Source organism: Exiguobacterium sp. s35 (genome assembly GCF_018617535.1).
Taxonomy (GTDB): Bacteria; Bacillota; Bacilli; order Exiguobacteriales; family Exiguobacteriaceae; genus Exiguobacterium; species Exiguobacterium aestuarii.
In genome coordinates this window covers 1,855,644-1,874,178 of record NZ_JACSKI010000001.1, presented here as the reverse complement: position 1 = coordinate 1,874,178, position 18,535 = coordinate 1,855,644, and the positions used below count along the sequence as shown (strand labels likewise).

At 48.6% G+C, this 18,535-nt stretch carries 18 protein-coding genes; 13 read left to right on the top strand and 5 right to left on the bottom strand.

The genetic code is table 11. The annotated features are described in order from the left end of the window. Positions 1 to 13: 13 nt before the first annotated feature. The 5 genes from KNO75_RS09480 to KNO75_RS09460 all read left to right on the top strand — a co-directional run bounded on the left by KNO75_RS09480 (position 14) and on the right by KNO75_RS09460 (position 5,092). Positions 14 to 1,387, top strand: coding sequence for a PTS transporter subunit EIIC (locus KNO75_RS09480; protein WP_214821369.1), 1,374 nt, complete (start codon positions 14 to 16; stop codon positions 1,385 to 1,387). A 60-nt stretch (positions 1,388 to 1,447) separates the two neighbouring features. Further along, complete coding sequence (locus KNO75_RS09475; RefSeq protein ID WP_214821367.1) at positions 1,448 to 2,497, top strand: DUF871 domain-containing protein; 1,050 nt, start codon at positions 1,448 to 1,450, stop codon at positions 2,495 to 2,497. Positions 2,498 to 2,552: 55 nt separating this feature from the next. Beyond that, positions 2,553 to 3,056, top strand: coding sequence for a YwhD family protein (locus tag KNO75_RS09470; RefSeq protein ID WP_214821365.1), 504 nt, complete (start codon positions 2,553 to 2,555; stop codon positions 3,054 to 3,056). A gap of 156 nt (positions 3,057 to 3,212) precedes the next feature. After that, entirely contained in the window at positions 3,213 to 4,490 is a 1,278-nt protein-coding gene (locus tag KNO75_RS09465) for a dicarboxylate/amino acid:cation symporter (RefSeq protein ID WP_214694666.1), read from the top strand. 68 nt (positions 4,491 to 4,558) lie between these two features. After that, entirely contained in the window at positions 4,559 to 5,092 is a 534-nt protein-coding gene (locus KNO75_RS09460; protein WP_251126082.1) for a TVP38/TMEM64 family protein, read from the top strand. Here KNO75_RS09460 and cls read toward each other — a convergent pair. From cls to KNO75_RS09440, 4 genes are all read right to left on the bottom strand, one after another. Continuing rightward, the gene (gene cls / locus KNO75_RS09455) at positions 5,068 to 6,597 is read right to left on the bottom strand and encodes a cardiolipin synthase (protein ID WP_353047558.1); all 1,530 of its coding nucleotides are present in this window, start codon (positions 6,595 to 6,597) and stop codon (positions 5,068 to 5,070) included. The genes KNO75_RS09460 and cls overlap by 25 nt on opposite strands. Positions 6,598 to 6,643: 46 nt before the next feature. Beyond that, positions 6,644 to 6,994 (bottom strand): hypothetical protein, encoded by a 351-nt coding sequence (locus tag KNO75_RS09450; protein ID WP_214694660.1) that lies wholly within the window; start codon positions 6,992 to 6,994, stop codon positions 6,644 to 6,646. A gap of 65 nt (positions 6,995 to 7,059) precedes the next feature. Further along, a complete protein-coding gene (locus tag KNO75_RS09445) occupies positions 7,060 to 8,244 on the bottom strand; it encodes a chloride channel protein (protein WP_214821359.1) in 1,185 nt (394 codons plus the stop codon). A 187-nt stretch (positions 8,245 to 8,431) separates the two neighbouring features. Then, positions 8,432 to 9,370 (bottom strand): EAL domain-containing protein, encoded by a 939-nt coding sequence (locus tag KNO75_RS09440; protein ID WP_214821356.1) that lies wholly within the window; start codon positions 9,368 to 9,370, stop codon positions 8,432 to 8,434. 201 nt (positions 9,371 to 9,571) lie between these two features. Between KNO75_RS09440 and speE the strand changes: the two genes are divergently transcribed. The 4 genes from speE to KNO75_RS09420 all read left to right on the top strand — a co-directional run bounded on the left by speE (position 9,572) and on the right by KNO75_RS09420 (position 12,823). Beyond that, on the top strand, positions 9,572 to 10,411 hold the full coding sequence (gene speE, locus KNO75_RS09435) for a polyamine aminopropyltransferase (RefSeq protein ID WP_012727429.1): 840 nt from the start codon (positions 9,572 to 9,574) through the stop codon (positions 10,409 to 10,411). Next, positions 10,408 to 11,289, top strand: a complete 882-nt coding sequence (speB, locus tag KNO75_RS09430) for an agmatinase (protein ID WP_214786188.1) — start codon at positions 10,408 to 10,410, stop codon at positions 11,287 to 11,289. Before speE ends, speB begins: the two co-directional genes overlap by 4 nt. After that, entirely contained in the window at positions 11,290 to 11,649 is a 360-nt protein-coding gene (locus KNO75_RS09425; protein ID WP_214821354.1) for a Na-translocating system protein MpsC family protein, read from the top strand. It begins immediately after the preceding gene. 217 nt (positions 11,650 to 11,866) lie between these two features. After that, positions 11,867 to 12,823 carry a sodium-dependent bicarbonate transport family permease gene (locus tag KNO75_RS09420; protein WP_214821346.1) on the top strand — a complete coding sequence of 319 codons (957 nt, stop codon included), beginning with the start codon at positions 11,867 to 11,869 and terminating at the stop codon, positions 12,821 to 12,823. Between the two features lie 49 nt (positions 12,824 to 12,872). Here KNO75_RS09420 and KNO75_RS09415 read toward each other — a convergent pair whose 3' ends face one another. After that, positions 12,873 to 13,625: a homing endonuclease associated repeat-containing protein gene (locus KNO75_RS09415; RefSeq protein WP_214744652.1), complete on the bottom strand. Its 753-nt coding sequence runs from the start codon at positions 13,623 to 13,625 to the stop codon at positions 12,873 to 12,875. A gap of 397 nt (positions 13,626 to 14,022) precedes the next feature. Here KNO75_RS09415 and KNO75_RS09410 point away from each other — a divergent pair, with 397 nt between their 5' ends. The 4 genes from KNO75_RS09410 to KNO75_RS09395 are packed head-to-tail and all read left to right on the top strand — an operon-like array spanning position 14,023 to position 18,530. After that, positions 14,023 to 15,939, top strand: a complete 1,917-nt coding sequence (locus KNO75_RS09410; protein WP_214821344.1) for a polysaccharide biosynthesis protein — start codon at positions 14,023 to 14,025, stop codon at positions 15,937 to 15,939. A gap of 12 nt (positions 15,940 to 15,951) precedes the next feature. Beyond that, positions 15,952 to 16,800, top strand: a complete 849-nt coding sequence (locus tag KNO75_RS09405) for an NAD-dependent epimerase/dehydratase family protein (RefSeq protein ID WP_214821342.1) — start codon at positions 15,952 to 15,954, stop codon at positions 16,798 to 16,800. Further along, positions 16,797 to 17,939 (top strand): aminotransferase class I/II-fold pyridoxal phosphate-dependent enzyme, encoded by a 1,143-nt coding sequence (locus KNO75_RS09400; RefSeq protein ID WP_214821340.1) that lies wholly within the window; start codon positions 16,797 to 16,799, stop codon positions 17,937 to 17,939. The genes KNO75_RS09405 and KNO75_RS09400 overlap by 4 nt, the downstream gene beginning before the upstream one ends. A gap of 12 nt (positions 17,940 to 17,951) precedes the next feature. Continuing rightward, complete coding sequence (locus KNO75_RS09395) at positions 17,952 to 18,530, top strand: hypothetical protein (RefSeq protein WP_214821338.1); 579 nt, start codon at positions 17,952 to 17,954, stop codon at positions 18,528 to 18,530. Positions 18,531 to 18,535: the final 5 nt, after the last annotated feature.

The following is an 18,535-nucleotide window of genomic DNA, read 5'->3' as shown; positions in this document are numbered from 1 at the left end:
GGGGAAAATCGAGATGAAGAAAGAAGAGGTTTTAGCACGGGACATCCTCGCACATGTCGGGGGGAAAGAGAACATTCGTCAACTCGCTCACTGTATGACGCGTGTCCGGCTGTCGTTGAAGGATCCGACCAAAGCCGATCTTGACGCCTTGAAGAAGATTGATGGCGTCATGGGTGTCATTGATGATGAGACGCTACAAATCGTTGTCGGTCCGGGTACGGTGAATCGGGTCGCGGATTATATGAGTCATGAGACGGGCCTTGCAATCGGAGAAGAGTCCGTGGACGCGAACTTGACGCCAGAGGAACGTGCAGCGGTCGAACGTCAAAAAGTAAAAGAGAAGCAAAAGTCACCGTTCAAACGATTTCTCCGTCGACTCGGGAATATCTTCATTCCACTCATTCCAGGTCTCGTTGCTTCAGGAATCATCAACGGTGCGGCGAACTTTGCTGTCAACGCCGGTGTCGACCGAACGGAGACGTGGATGCAGATTTTGCTCGTGCTTGGTAGCACAGTCTTTGCATACTTAGCCATCCTTGTCGGGTGGAACACAGCGAAAGAGTTCGGGGGGACACCGGTGCTCGGGGCGATTGCCGGGGGGATTCTGTTCAACCCGCTCCTTGCGGACATCGTCATTTATGGGGAACCGCTCGTCGTCGGACGCGGTGGCTTGTTCGGTGTCATTTTTGCCGGTTGGCTCATGACTTATATTGAGAAGCACATTCGTCGCTTCATGCCGGTATCGATCGATATTATCTTCACACCACTCTTCACGGTCCTCATCGTCGGATTTACGGCACTCTATGCGATCATGCCGGTCGCGGGTGTATTGTCAGATGGGATCATGCGAGGCATCAATGCGACGCTTGAAGTCGGGGGCCCCGTCGCCGGGGCACTTTTGGCCGGCTTCTTCTTACCACTCGTCATGGTCGGATTACACCATGGTTTGACGCCGATTCATTTAGAACTGTTGAACACAGTTGGGACGACGGCGCTCCTTCCAATCTTGGCGATGGCGGGTGCCGGTCAAGTCGGTGCGGCGCTTGCAATCTTTGTGAAGACAAGCAACCCGCGACTCCGTAATATTATCAAAGGGGCCATCCCGGTCGGTTTCCTCGGAATCGGCGAACCGCTCCTATACGGGGTCACGCTTCCGCTCGGACGTCCGTTCTTAACGGCATGTCTCGGCGCCGCGGTCGGTGGTGCTTTCCAAGCAACGATGAAGACGGCTGCACTTGGAATTGGCGTATCGGGTCTATCCCTTACGCCACTGATTGACGACGGAATGTACTTGACGTATGTCGCCGGACTATTGATTTCTTATACGGCAGGCTTCTTGTTTACTTATTTCTTCGGCTTCAAAGAAGAGATGGCGGACGGGATTTGACAAACAAAGATGGCTCGGTCGAGTCATCTTTTTCTATACGTTTTGTGAGGAGGGGAATAGATGAGAGGGATTTCCGTTTACTTAAGTGAGGAACTGACGTCTGCGTCTATTGATTGGATCGAACGCATGCGAGAGAGCGGGTTTACAAGCATCTTCACATCGCTTCATATTCCAGAAGACGATTCGACGTTATATACAGGACGGCTCCAGCAGTTAGGGGAATTGGCAAAACGTCTGGAGATGGAGCTCGTGGCAGACATCGCCCCGTCATCTCTACAGGCGCTCGGCAAGGACTGGAATGATGCCCATACACTGTTGGACTGGGGCGTCACGGGGTTACGTGTCGACTATGGCGTCACACCGAAACAAGTGGCCGACTTGTCACGACATATGATGGTCGCACTCAATGCCAGTACACTCACGGAAACAGAGCTTGAAGAGATGTTGCGACAAGGGCTACGACGTGACCACGTCGAAGCGTGGCATAACTTTTATCCCCGTCCTGAGACGGGGCTCGACCGCTCCTGGTTTGACGAGAGAAACGCCTGGTTACATGCGCAAGGAATCAAAGTACAGGCGTTCATCCCTGGAGATGAACAATTACGCGGTCCCCTTCATGAGACGTTGCCGACACTTGAGGCTCACCGCCATCAGTCCCCTCTTTCGTGTTATATCGATTTACAAGCCACGGTCGACCGGGTTTTGATTGGCGACCCGCGCGTCTCAGATCAGACGATGCGACAGTTTCAGGCGTATGAGGAAGGGGTAATCGTCCTGCGTGCCACTTCCGAGCATCGTGTCGATTCTTTGCCGACACTGCATACGAATCGGATGGACCCGGCCCGGGACGTCCTCCGTTCGGTCGAATCGAGAGCATACGGACGACCGGGAGATCAACTGATTCAACCGCAAAAAACAGAAGGAAGACCGTTTGGCAGCATTACAATCGACAACGGTCGTTACGGGCGTTATGCAGGGGAACTGCAAGTGACGAAGCGAGATTTGCCCGCGGATGAACGGGTCAATGTCATCGGTCGGGTCATCGAAATGGACCGTCCGCTCGTTCAATACATCGGACCAGGTGGACGATTCCAAATTGACTGGACGTGACTCAGGATTGCCACCATCCTATATCATTGTGTACAGTAGAGAGGGAGGGTGGAACATGAAAGACATTAATTTTAATATCATTTCAGACGATGCGACGGACGGACACGGCGGTTTTGGTGTCGGTTCGCTTAGCTTAAATAACATGTCCCCGGTCATCATTGACGTCGAGGCAGGCACAGCGACGATTGATATGGGCGCCATGCACGCCAAGTCAGCCATAGAGAAGCGCATCAAGTTTTTGACGGACCAAGAGGCGGTACCGAACGGGAAACCGTACTGGATCGTGTGGGTGACGGTCGGTCGGAAACCGGAAGGCTTTTACTATGGTGGCGTCGCGGCATGTGATATGTTGGTAGATGTCGAAGCGAGACGAGGCTATAAACTATTGCCTTATCACGTCAATCAAATGGACAAATCGTTGAAGGGTCGGATTTTAATCGACATGATGGACGCTCCGTCCCGCAGCGTATTGGCGAATTTCTTACAAGAACATCGCCCAGAAATTTGGTCAAACTCGACTGAACTTCATGCAGAGCTCGAGCGCTTAGGCGCCGAGTAAAAAGATTGGACGAATTTTTCGTCTCCAATCTTTTTTGTTTCGCATTTTTGGGATTAACAGGAAATTATGTAACTGAAGAGATATTCATTTGTAATTGTATGAAAATTCAGTATTATGATATACTGACTACATTGTGAAAAAAGAAAGGGTGATACGATGAGCGAAACGAAAAAAATCTTAATCGGTCTCGCGCTAGGTGTTGTAGTTGGTCTCGGATTGGCGGGATTGCCGGATTCAATTTATGAGATTGTGAATCCGTATATTTTATCTCCGGTCGGAACGATCTTTTTGAATTTAATTAAAATGTTAGTCGTACCAATTGTCTTCTTCTCGATTATTTTAGGCGTCATGGGTCTCGGGGACCCGAAAGAGCTAGGTCGGGTCGGGACGAAATCGATTTTGTTCTTCTTAGCGACGACAGCACTCGCGATTATGTTAGCGATGGGCGTCGCATCTGTCCTACAACCAGGGGAACGTGGGGACTTCCAAACAACAGGTCTTGAATTTGAGTCAACAGCGACCGAGGATTCTTCAAATATCGTACAGACATTCGTCAATATGATTCCAACGAATCCGATTACGGCACTCGCTGAAGGAAACATGCTTCAAATCATCGTCTTTGCAGCATTGATTGGATTTGCGTTAATCGCCCTTGGGGACAAGGCGAAGACATGGCGTCAATTCGTCAAACAAGGTGATCGCATCATGATGTACCTCATCCATATCGTCATGAAGCTCGCGCCATACGGTGCATTCGCATTGATTGCTTCGGCGATTGGAGGTATCGGTCTCGATGCGGTCGTCGCCATGGCATGGTATATGATCGCAGTTGTCTTGACGCTCTTCTTACACGCAACGATTGTATACGGGGCAGCCGTTTACTTCATCGGGAAGATGAGCCCAGTGTTCTTCTTCAAAAACTTCTATGAGGCGATGACATTCGCATTCTCGACATCTTCGTCGAATGCGACGCTTCCGGTATCGATGGAAGTTGCACAGAGAAAACTCGGTGTGCCACGTTCGATTTCTTCGTTCGTGCAACCACTCGGGGCAACGGTCAACATGGACGGAACAGCCATCATGCAAGGTGTTGCAACCATCTTCATCGCGCAAGTATTCGCGTCTGATTTAACAATGACTCAATTGTTAACGGTCGTCATTACGGCGGTCCTCGCTTCAATCGGGACAGCGGGTGTACCAGGAGTCGGGCTTGTCATGCTTGCCCTCGTCCTTCAGTCGGTCAACTTGCCGGTAGAGGGAATTGCCCTCATTATCGGGGTCGACCGTATTCTCGATATGCTTCGCACATCTGTCAACATCACGGGGGATGCGGCATGTGCGGTTGTCGTTTCAAAATTGGAAGAAAAACACCTACCACCAGTCGACGAAGACTCGTGGGATGAAGCAGGCGCGACCTCTTCATCATCGCTATGATATAGTAAAGTAAAGGACCATGACGACGCGTCATGGTCCTTATTTTGTGGATAGAAAGAGTGATGGTTATGGAATGGGAACTGCTTCCGCTCCCTTTATTTTTAGTCATAAGCATTTTATTAAATAGTGTGATTGCAGTAGCCGGAGTTTTACCGAGTGCTTTTTTAACGGCAATCAATGTGAGTGTCCTCGGTCTCGTACCTGGTATTCTCGTCTCAATCGTCGGTGAGGCGGTAGGCGCCATCGTCAGTTTCATTCTTTACCGAAAAGCGCTGCATCGTTATACGTCCCCGGACGGCGGCCGGTTTCAGCGTCTCCGAGAGGCAACAGGGGCCGAGGCATGGTTTCTCGTCCTTGGCATGCGTCTCATGCCGTTCGTGCCGTCTGGACTCGTCACGTTATCGGCAGCGTTCAGTCGTATGACACTCGCCTCGTTCGCGGTCGCAAGTACGATTGGGAAAGTGCCTGCCCTCATCATGGAAGGGCTGGCGGTGACGGCAGCGATGCAATTGACGATCGGGTGGCAGCTGTTCTTGGTCGGTCTCGTCGGGATTGCTTACCTCGTCTGGCGAATGCGTCAGAGAAGGGGCGAAAAGATATGACAAAACGCCTCGACAAATCGTTTACCGGTCGTTTTTTTCCGCAACACGGCCCAGTCAATTAAAATGGACTCCTCAAAATCTTTTAAAAAGGCTTCGTGAAGTTGCTGAATCGACGTCGTATCGAATTGAGCGATCATCATCTCGTGATTGAGAAACATGCTCCGAAAGTCGAAGTTGGCTGACCCGACAAGGGCGACTTTCCCATCAATCAAGAGTGTTTTCGCATGGATGAAATGGCGATTGTATTTATAAATTTTGATGTTCCGTTTCAGCAACTGTTCAAAATAATACTCACTCGCATGGAAGCTGAACCATTCGTCTCCTTTTCCTGGGACGACGATTCGTACATCGATTCCACTTCGCCCTGCGACTTCGAGAATCGCCAACAGTTCAGGCGGAGGTACAAGGTATGGGGTGGTGAGCCAAATCGACTCTTTTGCCTCCATGAGTAGACGCATCAATCCATCGCGGATGGTCACATCTTTTCCCGGTGACGTGACCAAAAGTTGCGTCGCTCCGTTTTGCCCTTTCGGTTCATTTACAAAGTATTGAGAGAGATGCTCTTCGTCTGCGAAGAGATCCCATGTCTCATCAATGGTCCCTTGACCTGCATATAGCCAGTTCTCGACAAAGAGCTGCTGAAGTTCTCGGACGAGCGGACCTTCGAGGCGTAGATGGGTGTCACGCCAGAAACCGAGTTTCTCATTTTTCCCAAGATACTCATCCCCGACGTTCAACCCGCCTGTGAGCGCGATTCGTCCATCCACGACAATCAATTTTTGGTGGTTGCGGAAATTGGCATTGAAGACGAGATAAGGGTGTAGGACTGGGTCGAACGCTTGGACGTGGACACGGGACTCCCGTAACGGTTGAATAAAATCTTCTCCGATTTCTTGGCTACCGAGTCCGTCATATAAAAAGCGAACGATGACGTTCTCATTCGATTTTTGGATGAGTGCATCTCGTACCTTTAAGGAAATCTCGTCGGTTCTAAATAAATAGTATTGAATGTGGATATGGTCGGTCGCGCTGTTGATGGCGTCTAACAACGCCTCGAATTTTTCTTCGCCGTTGACGAGGAGAGTCGTCGACGTGTGAGCGTCCGCACCGCTTGCTCCTAATTTTTCGAGTGTACGTGTCAGCGGATAAGTAGATACGAGATCGGGAGAAGTCTCGATTTTTTCACTTTCAATCGCTTGCCTTAGCATCCGGATTTCTGACGAGGTTCGTTTAAAGCGTCGATGGCGACGCGGCGTACGACCGAACATGACCCATGCTAACACACCGATGAACGGTATAAAGAATACGGTCAATAACCAGGCGAGCTTCCCTTGGGGCTGTACTTGGTCAAATAATATCTGCCAACCGACGACGAGCGGTGCGACGATTGCGATTCCGATTAATACGGGAATGAGGACATCGAGCCAAAACAAGAGACCGACGAGCAAGATGACGCTGATGATCATGATGATGAGTTGAATGACGCGACGTTTCAAAGGAAACACCACCTTTCTATAAACGATGAAAACGAGGGGGAATTCCCCTCGTTTTTTAGTATACGCTGTTCAAGACAGCGTTGATTTCGTCCGCGTAACGAACGAAGAAGTATACATTCACTGCGAGAGAGAACAAGACGAGGAAGAGACCGAACTGTGCTTTAACCCGATTCCGATTCCAATAGTAGAAGACGGACAAGAGCACCGCCAGTCCTACGAATAGAGCGATGACTTCAACGATTCCCCAGACGATATCCTTGGATAAAAACATGTCGACGATTGTCATGACGACGTAGATGAAGACGACAATCCCCATAATCACGACTAAAATAGCTAAAATGATGCTAATCCAATCCGAGCTAACTGCGTCAATTAGGTTTTCAACTGCCATTTCGTATTCGCTCACAACCGTTCCTCCTTTCGAGAGATTGCATAACTATACATCCATTACCCTTTTTTGCATTTCTAAAATCAAGGTTTCACTGGTGAATGGATGAATGAGGGAAGTGGAATTTTAGAAACGATTGCCACGACCGCAAATACATAGAGCCAACTGTTCGGCGGGAAGAAGAGAACGAGTAGCAGGATGATGGCTAGCGGTTGTCGCATCGCCGTCGCAAGCAAGGCGCTCGTCGTCAGAACGACCGAAAATGTCATATCGATTTCAAATAAGAGGCTGAAAAAATAGCCAAGCGTGAACGAAGAAAAGAGAAGCGGATAAATATGTCCACCACGCCAACCGGTCGCGAGACAGAAGGCCGTAAAGAGAAGTTTCAAAACGCTGTAGAGAAGAAGGGTGTACAGCGGGATGAGTTGCCAGTCTTCTGCATATTCGAGAATCGTTTCTTCTCCAGAGAAGAGGAGATCAGGATATAGGAGAGCCATTCCCCCAATCCCGATACCACCGAGTGTGGTGAGCAATAAGATTGGGATGTTTGAAAAGAGTCGCATCAATGCGTGTTCACTGATTAAATAAAGCCAACCGAGAACCATGCCGCCAAGAACCATCAGTAACATCGTCCAATCGAGTTGGACACTTTCAATCGCGGGAAATTTAATGATGAACGGTGGACGTTCGTCAAGTTGGTTGAGTAAATAAAACGTCCCGATTCCAGCAAGTGTCGCAAGCAGGTTCAGCATTGGTTGTTTCTTCTGCTCGGTCTCCTCTGCCGCGATCGCCCCGAAGAGCGGCGCATTGAAGACAATCCCGAGAACGACCGCGTGTCCGACTTCTTGCAATTCCGCTAATTCTTGACGGACGTGACGAATGCGCTCCGAGAACCACGTTGTGAGCCCGCCGACGATCCCGACGAGCGCTGCCTCTGGACCGAGGCTTGCACCTCCGATGAGCACGAGAAGGGCGGTCAACGTCGTGAAGCCTATTAAACGATAGTCAATCCGGCCAGTTCCTTTTCGTTCTTCTAACACTTCGGGCATGAGACGTGGCATTCGACCGTACCGGCGCTGCAATAGACCGATGCATATACCGGCGATGACCGGGACAAGAAACACATAAAAAGGAAAATCAAATTGTTCGGGTACCGTATGCCATACAACATGAATCCCTTTATACACGACAGATAAGAAAATCCAACTGATTAAACCAATCAAGACCCCAAGTACGATGGCATAACCACTGACAATCCATGATTTCATGTACATCTCCACCTCTTTCGCTCGCATCAATCTTCTATAATATGCTATCTCCTGAACACCTATGGCCGAAACCTAAAAATCAATGAAATCCGACAGAAGTGGGGAATAGGTTCTGTTCACCATGGAAAATAAAAAAGTGCAGGCTTCCGACGAAGTCGATGCCTACACTTGGAATAAAGAAACGGGTTCATGCTGTTTTAATGACGTACTCTTTGGCAGGAGCTGGTTTTCCGAAGAAATAACCTTGCGCCAAATCGAATCCGAGCTCACGGCACACATCGGCTTCTTCGATGCGCTCGACACCTTCGGCGAGGAGCGTGATGCCCATCGTGTTTGTCAAAGCACGTACTTTTTTGAGGAACTCCCGTTTTTCGGCGTCTTCATCGCAAAACGAAATATACGAACGATCGATTTTGACATAGTCGGGCTCGAGTCGTTTCAACATATCAATGGTCGAGAAGCCTGCACCGACGTCGTCTAATGCAACTTGCATCCCCCGTTTTTTATATGTAGAAAATACGTGCTGTAAATGATCGACGTCATGTACCTTTTCCGTCTCGACGACTTCAAAGATGAAGCGATCCGGGCTCAGTTGATATCGGTCGATGATGTCGAACGTATGCTGGAGGCAATAGTCCGGGTTGTAAATCGTTGAGGGTAAGAAGTTGATGAATGTCTTTTGGTGAGGGGCAACGACTTCGTATGTCGCTTTAATCGCCTCAGCACGAGCCCGCTGATCGAGCTTCGAATGAAGACCGAAACGGTTTGCCGTCCGGAATAAATCATAAGGCGAGATGTTGGCACCGCTACGGAGAAGTGCTTCGTATCCGAACGTTTCCGTAGAATCGAGGAAGATGATGGGCTGGAGATGACTCTCAAACGTGCCGTGCTGAATCTGTTCAATGATATGCCGATTGGCAAGCTGATCCTTTAACACTTCGACCTCAAGCGGCGGGGTCTGACGGTTCGATGCAGGATCAACACAGTAGACCATTCCGTTTGCTTGTGTGAGAAGTGCATCTAGTTCTTCAAACGATGTATACGGGTATTCCTGGAATGTCGTGACGAGTGTCCCTTGAGCAATCAAAGGAATTGTTGTATTACAAGAAGCGCAGGGTGACCACATACTATTCCACCTTTCTATTTAAAATTGGTTCATTCAGTATATCGGTCACGTCTCACAAAAAACTCACATTCGGGAATCATTCTTCAAAAAAATCGTGCAAAATGGGTACAGGTTTTGTATACTTCCTATCGTATGATTAAGAAGCGCCTCAAAACGCCACTCGCATACGAACAACTTTTTGAACAGAAAGGGGTTCTATCGATGGACCAAAAATTAAAATTATGGTTTACGGAGCACCAAACAGAAGATTACGGGATCACGTTCCGTGTAAACCACGTTTATGAGAGCGAACAAACGGAGTTTCAACGACTAGAAATGGTCGAAACGGACGAGTTCGGAACGATGTTGTTACTTGACGGGATGGTCATGACGACGGATAAGGACGAATTCGTCTATCACGAGATGGTCGCACACGTCCCACTTTTCACACACCCGAATCCTAAGCATGTGCTAGTAGTCGGTGGGGGAGACGGCGGTGTCATCCGTGAAATCATGAAACACCCATCAGTTGAAAAAGCGGTTCTCGTTGATATCGACGGGAAAGTCATTGAATATTCGAAGAAATACTTGCCGAACATTGCCGGTGAACTTGATAACCCACGTGTTGAAGTCATCGTCGGTGACGGTTTCATGCATATCGCCAAGTCAGAGAACGAGTACGACGTCATCATGGTCGACTCGACAGAACCGGTCGGACCAGCAGCGAACCTCTTCACAAAAGGATTCTATGCAGGCATTTCGAAAGCGCTCAAAGAAGATGGCATCTTTGTCGCACAAACGGACAACCCATGGTTCACGCCAGAACTCATCCAAACGGTTCAACGTGACGTGAAGGAAATCTTCCCAATCACGAAACTATACACGGCGAACGTACCGACTTACCCGAGCGGCATGTGGACGTTCACGATCGGTTCGAAGAAGTACGATCCGGAACAAGTATCGGCTGAGCGTTTCCATGACATCGAAACAAAATACTACACGCCGAAGCTTCATAACGCGGCATTCGTCCTTCCGAAATTCGTGGAGGATTTGACAAAATGATCAAACGCTTTGATGAAGCATACTCAGGTAAAGTATTTATCGCCAGTCTCCCAGAGGTGACAGAGGCGAAGACGGTTCTTTATGGGATGCCGATGGACTGGACGGTCAGTTTCCGTCCGGGCTCGCGTTTCGGTCCGAACCGGATTCGTGAAGTATCGATCGGACTTGAGGAATACAGCCCTTATTTAGACGGTGATTTGGCAGATGCAGCGGTGTACGATGCGGGAGATATTCCACTTCCGTTCGGGAACGCACCAAAGTCGCTCGACATGATCGAGGCGTTCGTCAAAGATATCGTCAAAGCAGGCAAGTTCCCACTCGGAATGGGTGGCGAGCACCTCGTCACATGGCCGATCATCAAGGCGATGCATGACGTGTATGGTGACGACTTCGTCATCATCCACTTAGATGCACATACCGACCTTCGGGATGAGTATGAAGGCGAGCCTCTCTCACACTCGACTCCGCTTAAAAAAGCGGCGAACTTGATTGGACCATCGAACTGTTACTCGTTCGGAATCCGTTCAGGGATGAAAGAAGAGTTTGAGTGGGCGCGTGAAGTTGGTTACAACATGCATCAATTTGAGGTCATCGAGCCACTCAAACGCGTCTTACCGACGCTCGCAGGGAAAAAAGTATATGTCACAATCGATATCGACGTCCTCGACCCGTCAGCAGCACCAGGGACAGGCACACAAGAAATCGGTGGCATCTCGACGAAAGAATTGCTAGAAGCAGTACACGCGATTGCGAATGCAGATCTCGACATCATCGGTGCAGACCTTGTCGAAGTATCACCGGCATACGATCAGTCGGATATGACAGCCATCGCGGCAGCAAAAATTCTTCGTGAGATGATGATTGGATTCGTGAAGTAAATGCGGAAAAAAGGTCAGCTGGAAATGGAACTGAGCGCCCGGATCACCCAATGGGAGAAAGAATACTTGGGTCGCGGGTCATTGACGTGTAAGGCAGACCTGCTTCGGGACCTGGCCATCGTTACGCTCCAAGGGGTGTTGACGCCGGCTGAGTATGACTTGGCCACCAAGTCGGCAGGTCGCGAGCAACTGAAAAAGTACCGCAACAATCTCGTCGAATCGGGGCGCAGTCAACTTGAAACGATTGTCGGGCAAGTGCTCGGTCATTCCATTGTCTCGCTCCACACGGACATCAGTACGAAAACGGGGGAGCGTCTCATCGTCTTTCGTTTAGATGCACCGTGGGATCAAACCGATTGACAACGAATCGTCGACTTTTTAAAATAAAAGGCAGAGACGTGAGCGGAGCGAATGGACGAGTCACTATGAAGCGTGCTTTCGAGATCTTCTTACGGAGCTACTGACTAATTTAATTAACCGACAGTTGTCGGCTAGACGGAGCGATTATTCGAGCCGTCGGCATACAGCGCACGCCTTTTTTAGGTGTGCGCTTTTTTGTCGCCAAGGAGGAAAACATATGGAATTGTTTGTATTTCTATTGACGAGCGCTCCCGTGCTTCTATTTGTGACGGGTGTAATCGCCGCAGTCGGGAAATCGAATTTGAAGATTCCTGACTCGCTGAGCACGACGCTCAACATTTACTTACTACTCGCTATTGGATTAAAAGGGGGGATGGGACTCGCCTCGGTATCACTAGAAGAAATCGCATTACCACTGACCGTCACACTATTGATTGGCATATTGTTACCGCTCCTCGCATTTCTTGCAGGAGGTCTCCTGAAGTTCACTTTTCCTGAACGGATTGCCATGGCTGCGACGTTCGGGTCCGTCTCGCTCGTGACCTATGTGGCCGCATCGACGCAACTCGAGCGACTAGGGATTGGGTATGAACCGTTCATGACGACATTGGTCGTCGTGCTCGAAATCCCAGGATTGATTGTGGCGTTACTGTTGTATAACCAAACACAGGTAATGGGGATCACGGCAACGTCGGGCAAGACGAACTCACTGTCTGTCCTTCGGGATAGCTTATTTTCGAAAAGTATCTTGCTCATGCTTGCGGGTCTTGTTGTCGGACTCGTGACGCCAGACGCGACGCCGCTCAAACCATTCTTTGTCGACTTGTTCCCGGGCGTATTGCTCCTCTTTTTACTCGGTTTAGGGGTAAAAGTGGGACAACAATTGAAGACCGTACCGTCATATGGACTGAAATTTGTCGCCATGGGAATGCTGTTCCCATTGATTGGGGCATTGGTTGGCTTTTTGGCGGCGGGTGTTGCTGGTCTTTCGGAAGGAGGAACGATTCTCCTCATGACACTAGCAGCGAGCGGTTCATACATCGCAGCTCCTGCGATGCTACAAGCATCGGTCCCGGAAGCAAAACCGTCCTTTTATTTGACCCTTTCCCTTGCGGTCACGTTCCCGTTCAACTTATTGATCGGTATCCCACTGTATATCGCAATCGTTACATGAATAAGCGCCGACTCAAAAGAGTCGGCGCTTATTTTGCTTTCGTTTTACATCATTGCGTCACTTTTTGCGCTTCCATGCATTTGAGAGCGGCCGTCCAGCTTCCAAAGAGGACGTTGATGGTCGATGTACTTGGTACGTTTCGACCTTCCGCCCATTTTCGATAATGAAGGATGCTGAAGTGGGGCAATTCTTTTTTCGCAAGCCGGAGGGCTTCAATCACATCTTCCTCATCCCATTTTCGTTTTGGAGGAGCGATATCTAACACGAAAAGAGCATAGCTCCAAGAACCATACTTTCGAGCGATAGTCGCCACGGTCGGATAGCCGCGTTCTTGCGCCCAAACGGCATAATGTTGGGACGTGAGGCGTTCGAGTTCTTCCGAAGCTTCGATCAATGCTTGTATGATGCGTTCCTCACTATTTTTAGCGGCGGTTGTTTGAAGTTTGGCTTCGCGGAGTGCGTTCGACCATGAACCAAAACGACTGCTGATGAGTGTGAGAGAAGGCGAACGTGTCACTTTTGACCATTCTCGGTACGTTTGACTCGTGAATAGTGTGAGCTCTTCTGCAGCTTTGTTTAACGCACGTAGAATATCTTCGTCTGAATAATAATGAAACGAAAGCTTGATTTGTGCTGCAACGAGGGCTTCGCGCCACGAACCAAATTGGTGAATGACGGTGGAAAGGGAAGGGACATTTTTGTCATGAGACCAAACACTGTATTGTTTGGAATCAAGTTCTGCGTATTCTTGGGCAGCCAATTGCAAAGCTTGTACGATTTGAGGTCGTGTCCATTTTTTCATCTTGGTGTCTCTCCTTTTGTGTGAACGCTCACGGGCGTCTCAGAAGGTCTCTTGGTGTGAATGAACATGTATGTTGTTAGATTGGTCGTACAGAAGTGAAGCAGCGATGCGTGACGGGTACCTCCTTTTTGATCAAAAACATAGTTGTCAACAACATCCAATTTTATTTGGTATGTTCTTTCCATTCCCGCTCGGGCGAAAATTATTCATTATGTGAAAGAAAAGATGAGAATAACTTTGTGAACTTATTTGTTACAGCGATTTCATTAATAACAAAAAGCTCGCATTATCCTTAAATTTGTTACAACGACTCGGGTAGTTTACTAGCATCAACGCTTTCTTCGCACACCATACCCAACACGATCAATCAACTAGACATTTGGAGGTGCAATACACGATGGCTACACTCGTCAACGTATATCGAAGAAATCGCAGAAACTTGTTATTTTTCTGCGTCGATATCGCAATCGTCTCAATCGTCTTATATATGACGTTTGACATTTTATTTTCGAAAGTGATGCCGTATACCGCAACAACATATGATCTGTTGCTGATGGTATCGATTAAGATGATTAGCTTTATGCTCGTCGGAGCAATTTTGAAAATTCATCGAATCGATTGGCGTTACGCTTCAATCCATGAAATGAAACAAGTAACCATTGCGTTGATCAGTAGCGACCTGATTCTATTCGCCTACAATCAGTTTCAATTCGGACGTGGACTCGGCGTCATGATTACGGTGCAAGGGCTGCTAGCATTTAACCTGATTTTATTCACGCGTTTTTTGGCCCGACATCACGTCCTGCATACGTTCAAACCACATGCTGCTCCCCAAGGACGGAAAACACTGATTATCGGAGCCGGGAACTCCGGACAGCTCATCGTTCGCGAGTTAAAAGAATATCGGACGAACGTACTTCATGTAGTTGGAATTCTAGACGACGATCCGATGCTCGCCTCTTTATATGTACACGGTGTTCCGATTCTCGGAACGACAGACGATTTAGAACGAATTATTGAGGAGCAAGGAATCGAGGTCGTGATTTTCTCTATCCCGAGCTTGGCGCACGCGAGACGAATCGAGTTGTTGAAGCGGATTGAAAAGACCGGGGTGGAATCACACGCACTGCCGATGTTATCTGAACTGGCGACCGGAAATGTTTCGATCAATGAAATTCGCGAAGTAAAGATCGAGGATTTGTTGGGACGAGAACCTGTACAACTTGATATTTCAGGCATCTCGAAACACGTGGAAGGGGCCACAGTCCTCGTGACAGGAGCGGGAGGTTCAATCGGTTCGGAACTGTGTCGTCAATTGATTAAGTTCAAACCGGCCGAGATGATTCTTCTCGGACATGGTGAAAACAGCATTTATTTAATCGAAAAAGAATTGAACGGACTGGGGCTTGAGACGAAACTGCATCCAGTCATCGGAGATGTGCAAGACCTAGAGCGACTCGAACACGTCTTTCAAACGTATCGCCCAGAAATCGTCTACCATGCGGCAGCTCACAAACACGTTCCATTAATGCAAGACAACCCACTTGAAGCAGTCAAAAATAACATTTATGGCACGAAAAATATGGTCGATGTGGCCTCGAAATATCGGGTCGATCGATTCGTGATGGTCTCGACCGATAAAGCGGTCAATCCGACGAACGTCATGGGGTCGACGAAGCGAATCGCAGAGATGATTGTCCAAGAAAAAGCGCGTTCAAGCGATACGATCTTCGCAGTCGTTCGATTCGGAAATGTTCTCGGCAGTCGTGGTTCGGTCGTCCCTCTCTTCAAGGAACAGATTGCCCAAGGAGGACCGGTCACCGTAACAGATTCGGAGATGACACGTTATTTCATGACGATTCCAGAAGCGAGTCGACTCGTCATTCAAGCGAGCGTATTATCCCGAGGCGGGGAAATCTTTGTCCTCGATATGGGAGAACCGGTCAAAATCATCGACTTAGCGAAGAAGATGATTGAACTCAGTGGATTTACGATTGAGCAGATCCCGATCGAAGTGACGGGAATCCGGCCTGGGGAGAAATTATACGAAGAATTGTTAGCCACAAATGAATTAGATCCAGATGCCAACATCTTCCCGAAAATTTTTGTTGGTTGTACGCGTCCTTTCACATCGGTCGCTCCGATTTTGCGGTTAATCGAACACTTTCGACCGAACGGTCCAGCATTGACGGACGCTTTACTGTTCGTTGCGAACAGTGACGACATTGATGGCGATCTACAACGAATTTTTACAAGTGGATTTGAATTTATCCCGGCTCGGCAAGTGCATATCCGTGTCGTCGATGGAAATTAAGGGGGGAGTGCAATGGATCGTGTCATGGTGATCGGTGTGTCCAGGTTCAAGGGATTCCATCTTGCTCGACGACTACTCAAAGAAGGATACGAAGTGATTGGCATTGATGACGAAGGAGAAGCGAAAACGCAACTCGCGAGACAGCGGCTATACGTCTTGTCTCACCCATCGTTCCATCTCATTCGGACAGATGTCTTCCACAAACCACATATGCGCCAAATTGCAACGATGTATGAACCGAATCATGTCATTCTATGCAGTGGGTCTTCTAGCACAAATCAGGAGCGAAAAATCGAACGTTACGAGCAAGTGAAGCAACTCGTCATGAATCAAAAAAGTCGAGTGCCGATTCAATCATTCATCACGTTCGACCTTCCTGTTGAACAGACTCGTCACTCGTCATCAGCTCTTCACCTCATTACAGAGGATGTCTACGGACCTTGGGATGATCCGACGACACTTTTTTCAAAAGCGGTACTCGCCGTCGATCAAGGTCATCGTATGGTCGGATACTATGCAACAGATATTGTAAAAGCATCTTATATCGATGATGTGGTTGAAACCGTCGTTCGAGTCATCAAATTGATTCAGTCGGGATTGTCGCTTGTTGGACAGTTCCGAATTGATGCCTCCGATTACGTACATGTCCAAACACTATTAGCTGAAATTGGACATCAGCTCCATCGACCCGTCCATATATCTCTTCCGATGCGTGAACATGTCTTTCAAGAAACCGATTTACCTACGCTAGAAGCGATGATTGGATTTCGACCACGAACCTCACTGCACGAAGGATTGCGACAGACCATTGAATGGTATGACGCCTATCAAACCATGATGAAGGAGGACATGAGCACATGAATATTTTATTATCGAAACCGCACATGTCCGGACGAGAGATGGCATATGTGGAAGAAGCGTTCTCAAGCAATTGGATTGCGCCACTCGGTCCGAACGTCAACGCTTTTGAAGAAGAGCTTGGGAAATATGTCGATCATCCGTATACACTCGCGACGAGTTCGGGCACAGCGGCACTCCACCTCGCTCTATTAACGTTAGGAATCGAAAGAGGGGATGTCATCTTTTGTCAGTCGCTCACATTCGTCGCTTCGGTCAATCCGATTCTGTATGTCGGGGCGACCCCAGTATTCATCGATTCAGAACAAGAGACGTGGAACATGTCACCGGAAGCATTGCGAAAAGCACTTGTCCAAGCCGCTACAAAAGGAAAGTTGCCGAAAGCAGTCATCGTCGTCCATCTATACGGGGTGGTCGCGAAAATCGGAGAGATTCGTCACATTTGCCAAGAGTTTGGGGTGCCCCTGATTGAAGACGCTGCGGAATCACTCGGAGCGACTTGGCAAGGGCAGATGACCGGTACAATCGGTGACATCGGATTCTATTCCTTCAATGGGAACAAAATCATCACGACGTCAGGCGGGGGGATGCTTTTGCTCAGCTCTGACAGCCAACGCCAATATGCGTTGAAACTGGCAACGCAGGCAAGGGAAAACGTCTTACATTATGAGCATGAAGAAGTCGGTTACAACTATCGCTTGAGCAACGTGTCGGCGGGAATTGGCCGGGGGCAGCTTGAGGTCATCGAACAACGAGTACGGGCACGGCGCAACGTCTTTCGTCGGTATGAACAAATGTTTTCAACGATCGATGTCACGTATCAACAAGAAATTCCATTCTCTCGTGCGAATCGTTGGTTGACCGCCATGCAACTCGGACGAGACATCGCCAGCCGTGATCAGTTGATTCAACGGTTAGGCGATGCAGGGATTGAATCACGGCCAGTCTGGAAGCCGATGCATCTACAGCCCCTCTATCGAGATGCAGAATACGTCACGGTGGACAAGGAAGACGTGAGTCGTCATTTATTTGAAAATGGTATTTGCTTGCCGTCGAGTTCGAGCTTGACGATTGGTGAACAACAGAAAGTGATTCAAGCCGTGCTAGATACACGCCATTTCGTGAAAGAAAAAAGCGTGTAAGGAGGATATGAAATGAAAACGGAAGCAGAGATCATTCAAGCGCTTCAAACCGCAGCATCTCTGACTCCATCTCTCACGGTGACACAATATCAACGATGGAGCCAAGGACAAAATGCTCCCACGTTTCTTGACATTTTATCTGTATATGGGACATGGACGAATGCCCTGAAGGCATCGGGATTGTTAGAAATAAGACGTTATGAATCCCAGGATATGATTCAGGCACTTCGGCTTGCATCGGTAGAAGAAGGAAGGCTAACGAGTGCTCAATATCGGCGATGGGCATCCGGAAGAAGCGTTCCTTCATTAGGCGATATTATTAACCATTTCGGGTCGTGGAGTCTCGCCGTTAAAGCGGTCGAGCGTTTAGAAGAGGAGCATTTCACCGTCCAACCCTCAAAAGACAAGGCGGAGATTGTACAAGCGTTATATGAAGCGTATCGAGTATTAAAGCCTTTCAACGCGATTACGTATCAAAAATGGGCAAAGCGTTTTAATAAACCAAGCGTCGCAAAAGTGTCGAGACGATTCGGTTCATGGAAGCGGGCTCTATGCGAACTTGGGATTCATGAAATGACGGATCAAAAGTGAACGTG

What these genes read in the sequence shown, in the direction of transcription:
- KNO75_RS09480 (WP_214821369.1), top strand. Translation starts at nt 14, where the DNA reads ATGAAGAAAGAAGAGGTTTTAGCACGGGACATCCTCGCACATGTCGGG.
- KNO75_RS09475 (WP_214821367.1), top strand. Translation starts at nt 1,448, where the DNA reads ATGAGAGGGATTTCCGTTTACTTAAGTGAGGAACTGACGTCTGCGTCT.
- KNO75_RS09470 (WP_214821365.1), top strand. Translation starts at nt 2,553, where the DNA reads ATGAAAGACATTAATTTTAATATCATTTCAGACGATGCGACGGACGGA.
- KNO75_RS09465 (WP_214694666.1), top strand. Translation starts at nt 3,213, where the DNA reads ATGAGCGAAACGAAAAAAATCTTAATCGGTCTCGCGCTAGGTGTTGTA.
- KNO75_RS09460 (WP_251126082.1), top strand. Translation starts at nt 4,559, where the DNA reads ATGGAATGGGAACTGCTTCCGCTCCCTTTATTTTTAGTCATAAGCATT.
- KNO75_RS09445 (WP_214821359.1), bottom strand. Translation starts at nt 8,244, where the DNA reads ATGAAATCATGGATTGTCAGTGGTTATGCCATCGTACTTGGGGTCTTG.
- KNO75_RS09440 (WP_214821356.1), bottom strand. Translation starts at nt 9,370, where the DNA reads ATGTGGTCACCCTGCGCTTCTTGTAATACAACAATTCCTTTGATTGCT.
- speE (WP_012727429.1), top strand. Translation starts at nt 9,572, where the DNA reads ATGGACCAAAAATTAAAATTATGGTTTACGGAGCACCAAACAGAAGAT.
- speB (WP_214786188.1), top strand. Translation starts at nt 10,408, where the DNA reads ATGATCAAACGCTTTGATGAAGCATACTCAGGTAAAGTATTTATCGCC.
- KNO75_RS09425 (WP_214821354.1), top strand. Translation starts at nt 11,290, where the DNA reads ATGCGGAAAAAAGGTCAGCTGGAAATGGAACTGAGCGCCCGGATCACC.
- KNO75_RS09420 (WP_214821346.1), top strand. Translation starts at nt 11,867, where the DNA reads ATGGAATTGTTTGTATTTCTATTGACGAGCGCTCCCGTGCTTCTATTT.
- KNO75_RS09415 (WP_214744652.1), bottom strand. Translation starts at nt 13,625, where the DNA reads ATGAAAAAATGGACACGACCTCAAATCGTACAAGCTTTGCAATTGGCT.
- KNO75_RS09410 (WP_214821344.1), top strand. Translation starts at nt 14,023, where the DNA reads ATGGCTACACTCGTCAACGTATATCGAAGAAATCGCAGAAACTTGTTA.
- KNO75_RS09405 (WP_214821342.1), top strand. Translation starts at nt 15,952, where the DNA reads ATGGATCGTGTCATGGTGATCGGTGTGTCCAGGTTCAAGGGATTCCAT.
- KNO75_RS09400 (WP_214821340.1), top strand. Translation starts at nt 16,797, where the DNA reads ATGAATATTTTATTATCGAAACCGCACATGTCCGGACGAGAGATGGCA.
- KNO75_RS09395 (WP_214821338.1), top strand. Translation starts at nt 17,952, where the DNA reads ATGAAAACGGAAGCAGAGATCATTCAAGCGCTTCAAACCGCAGCATCT.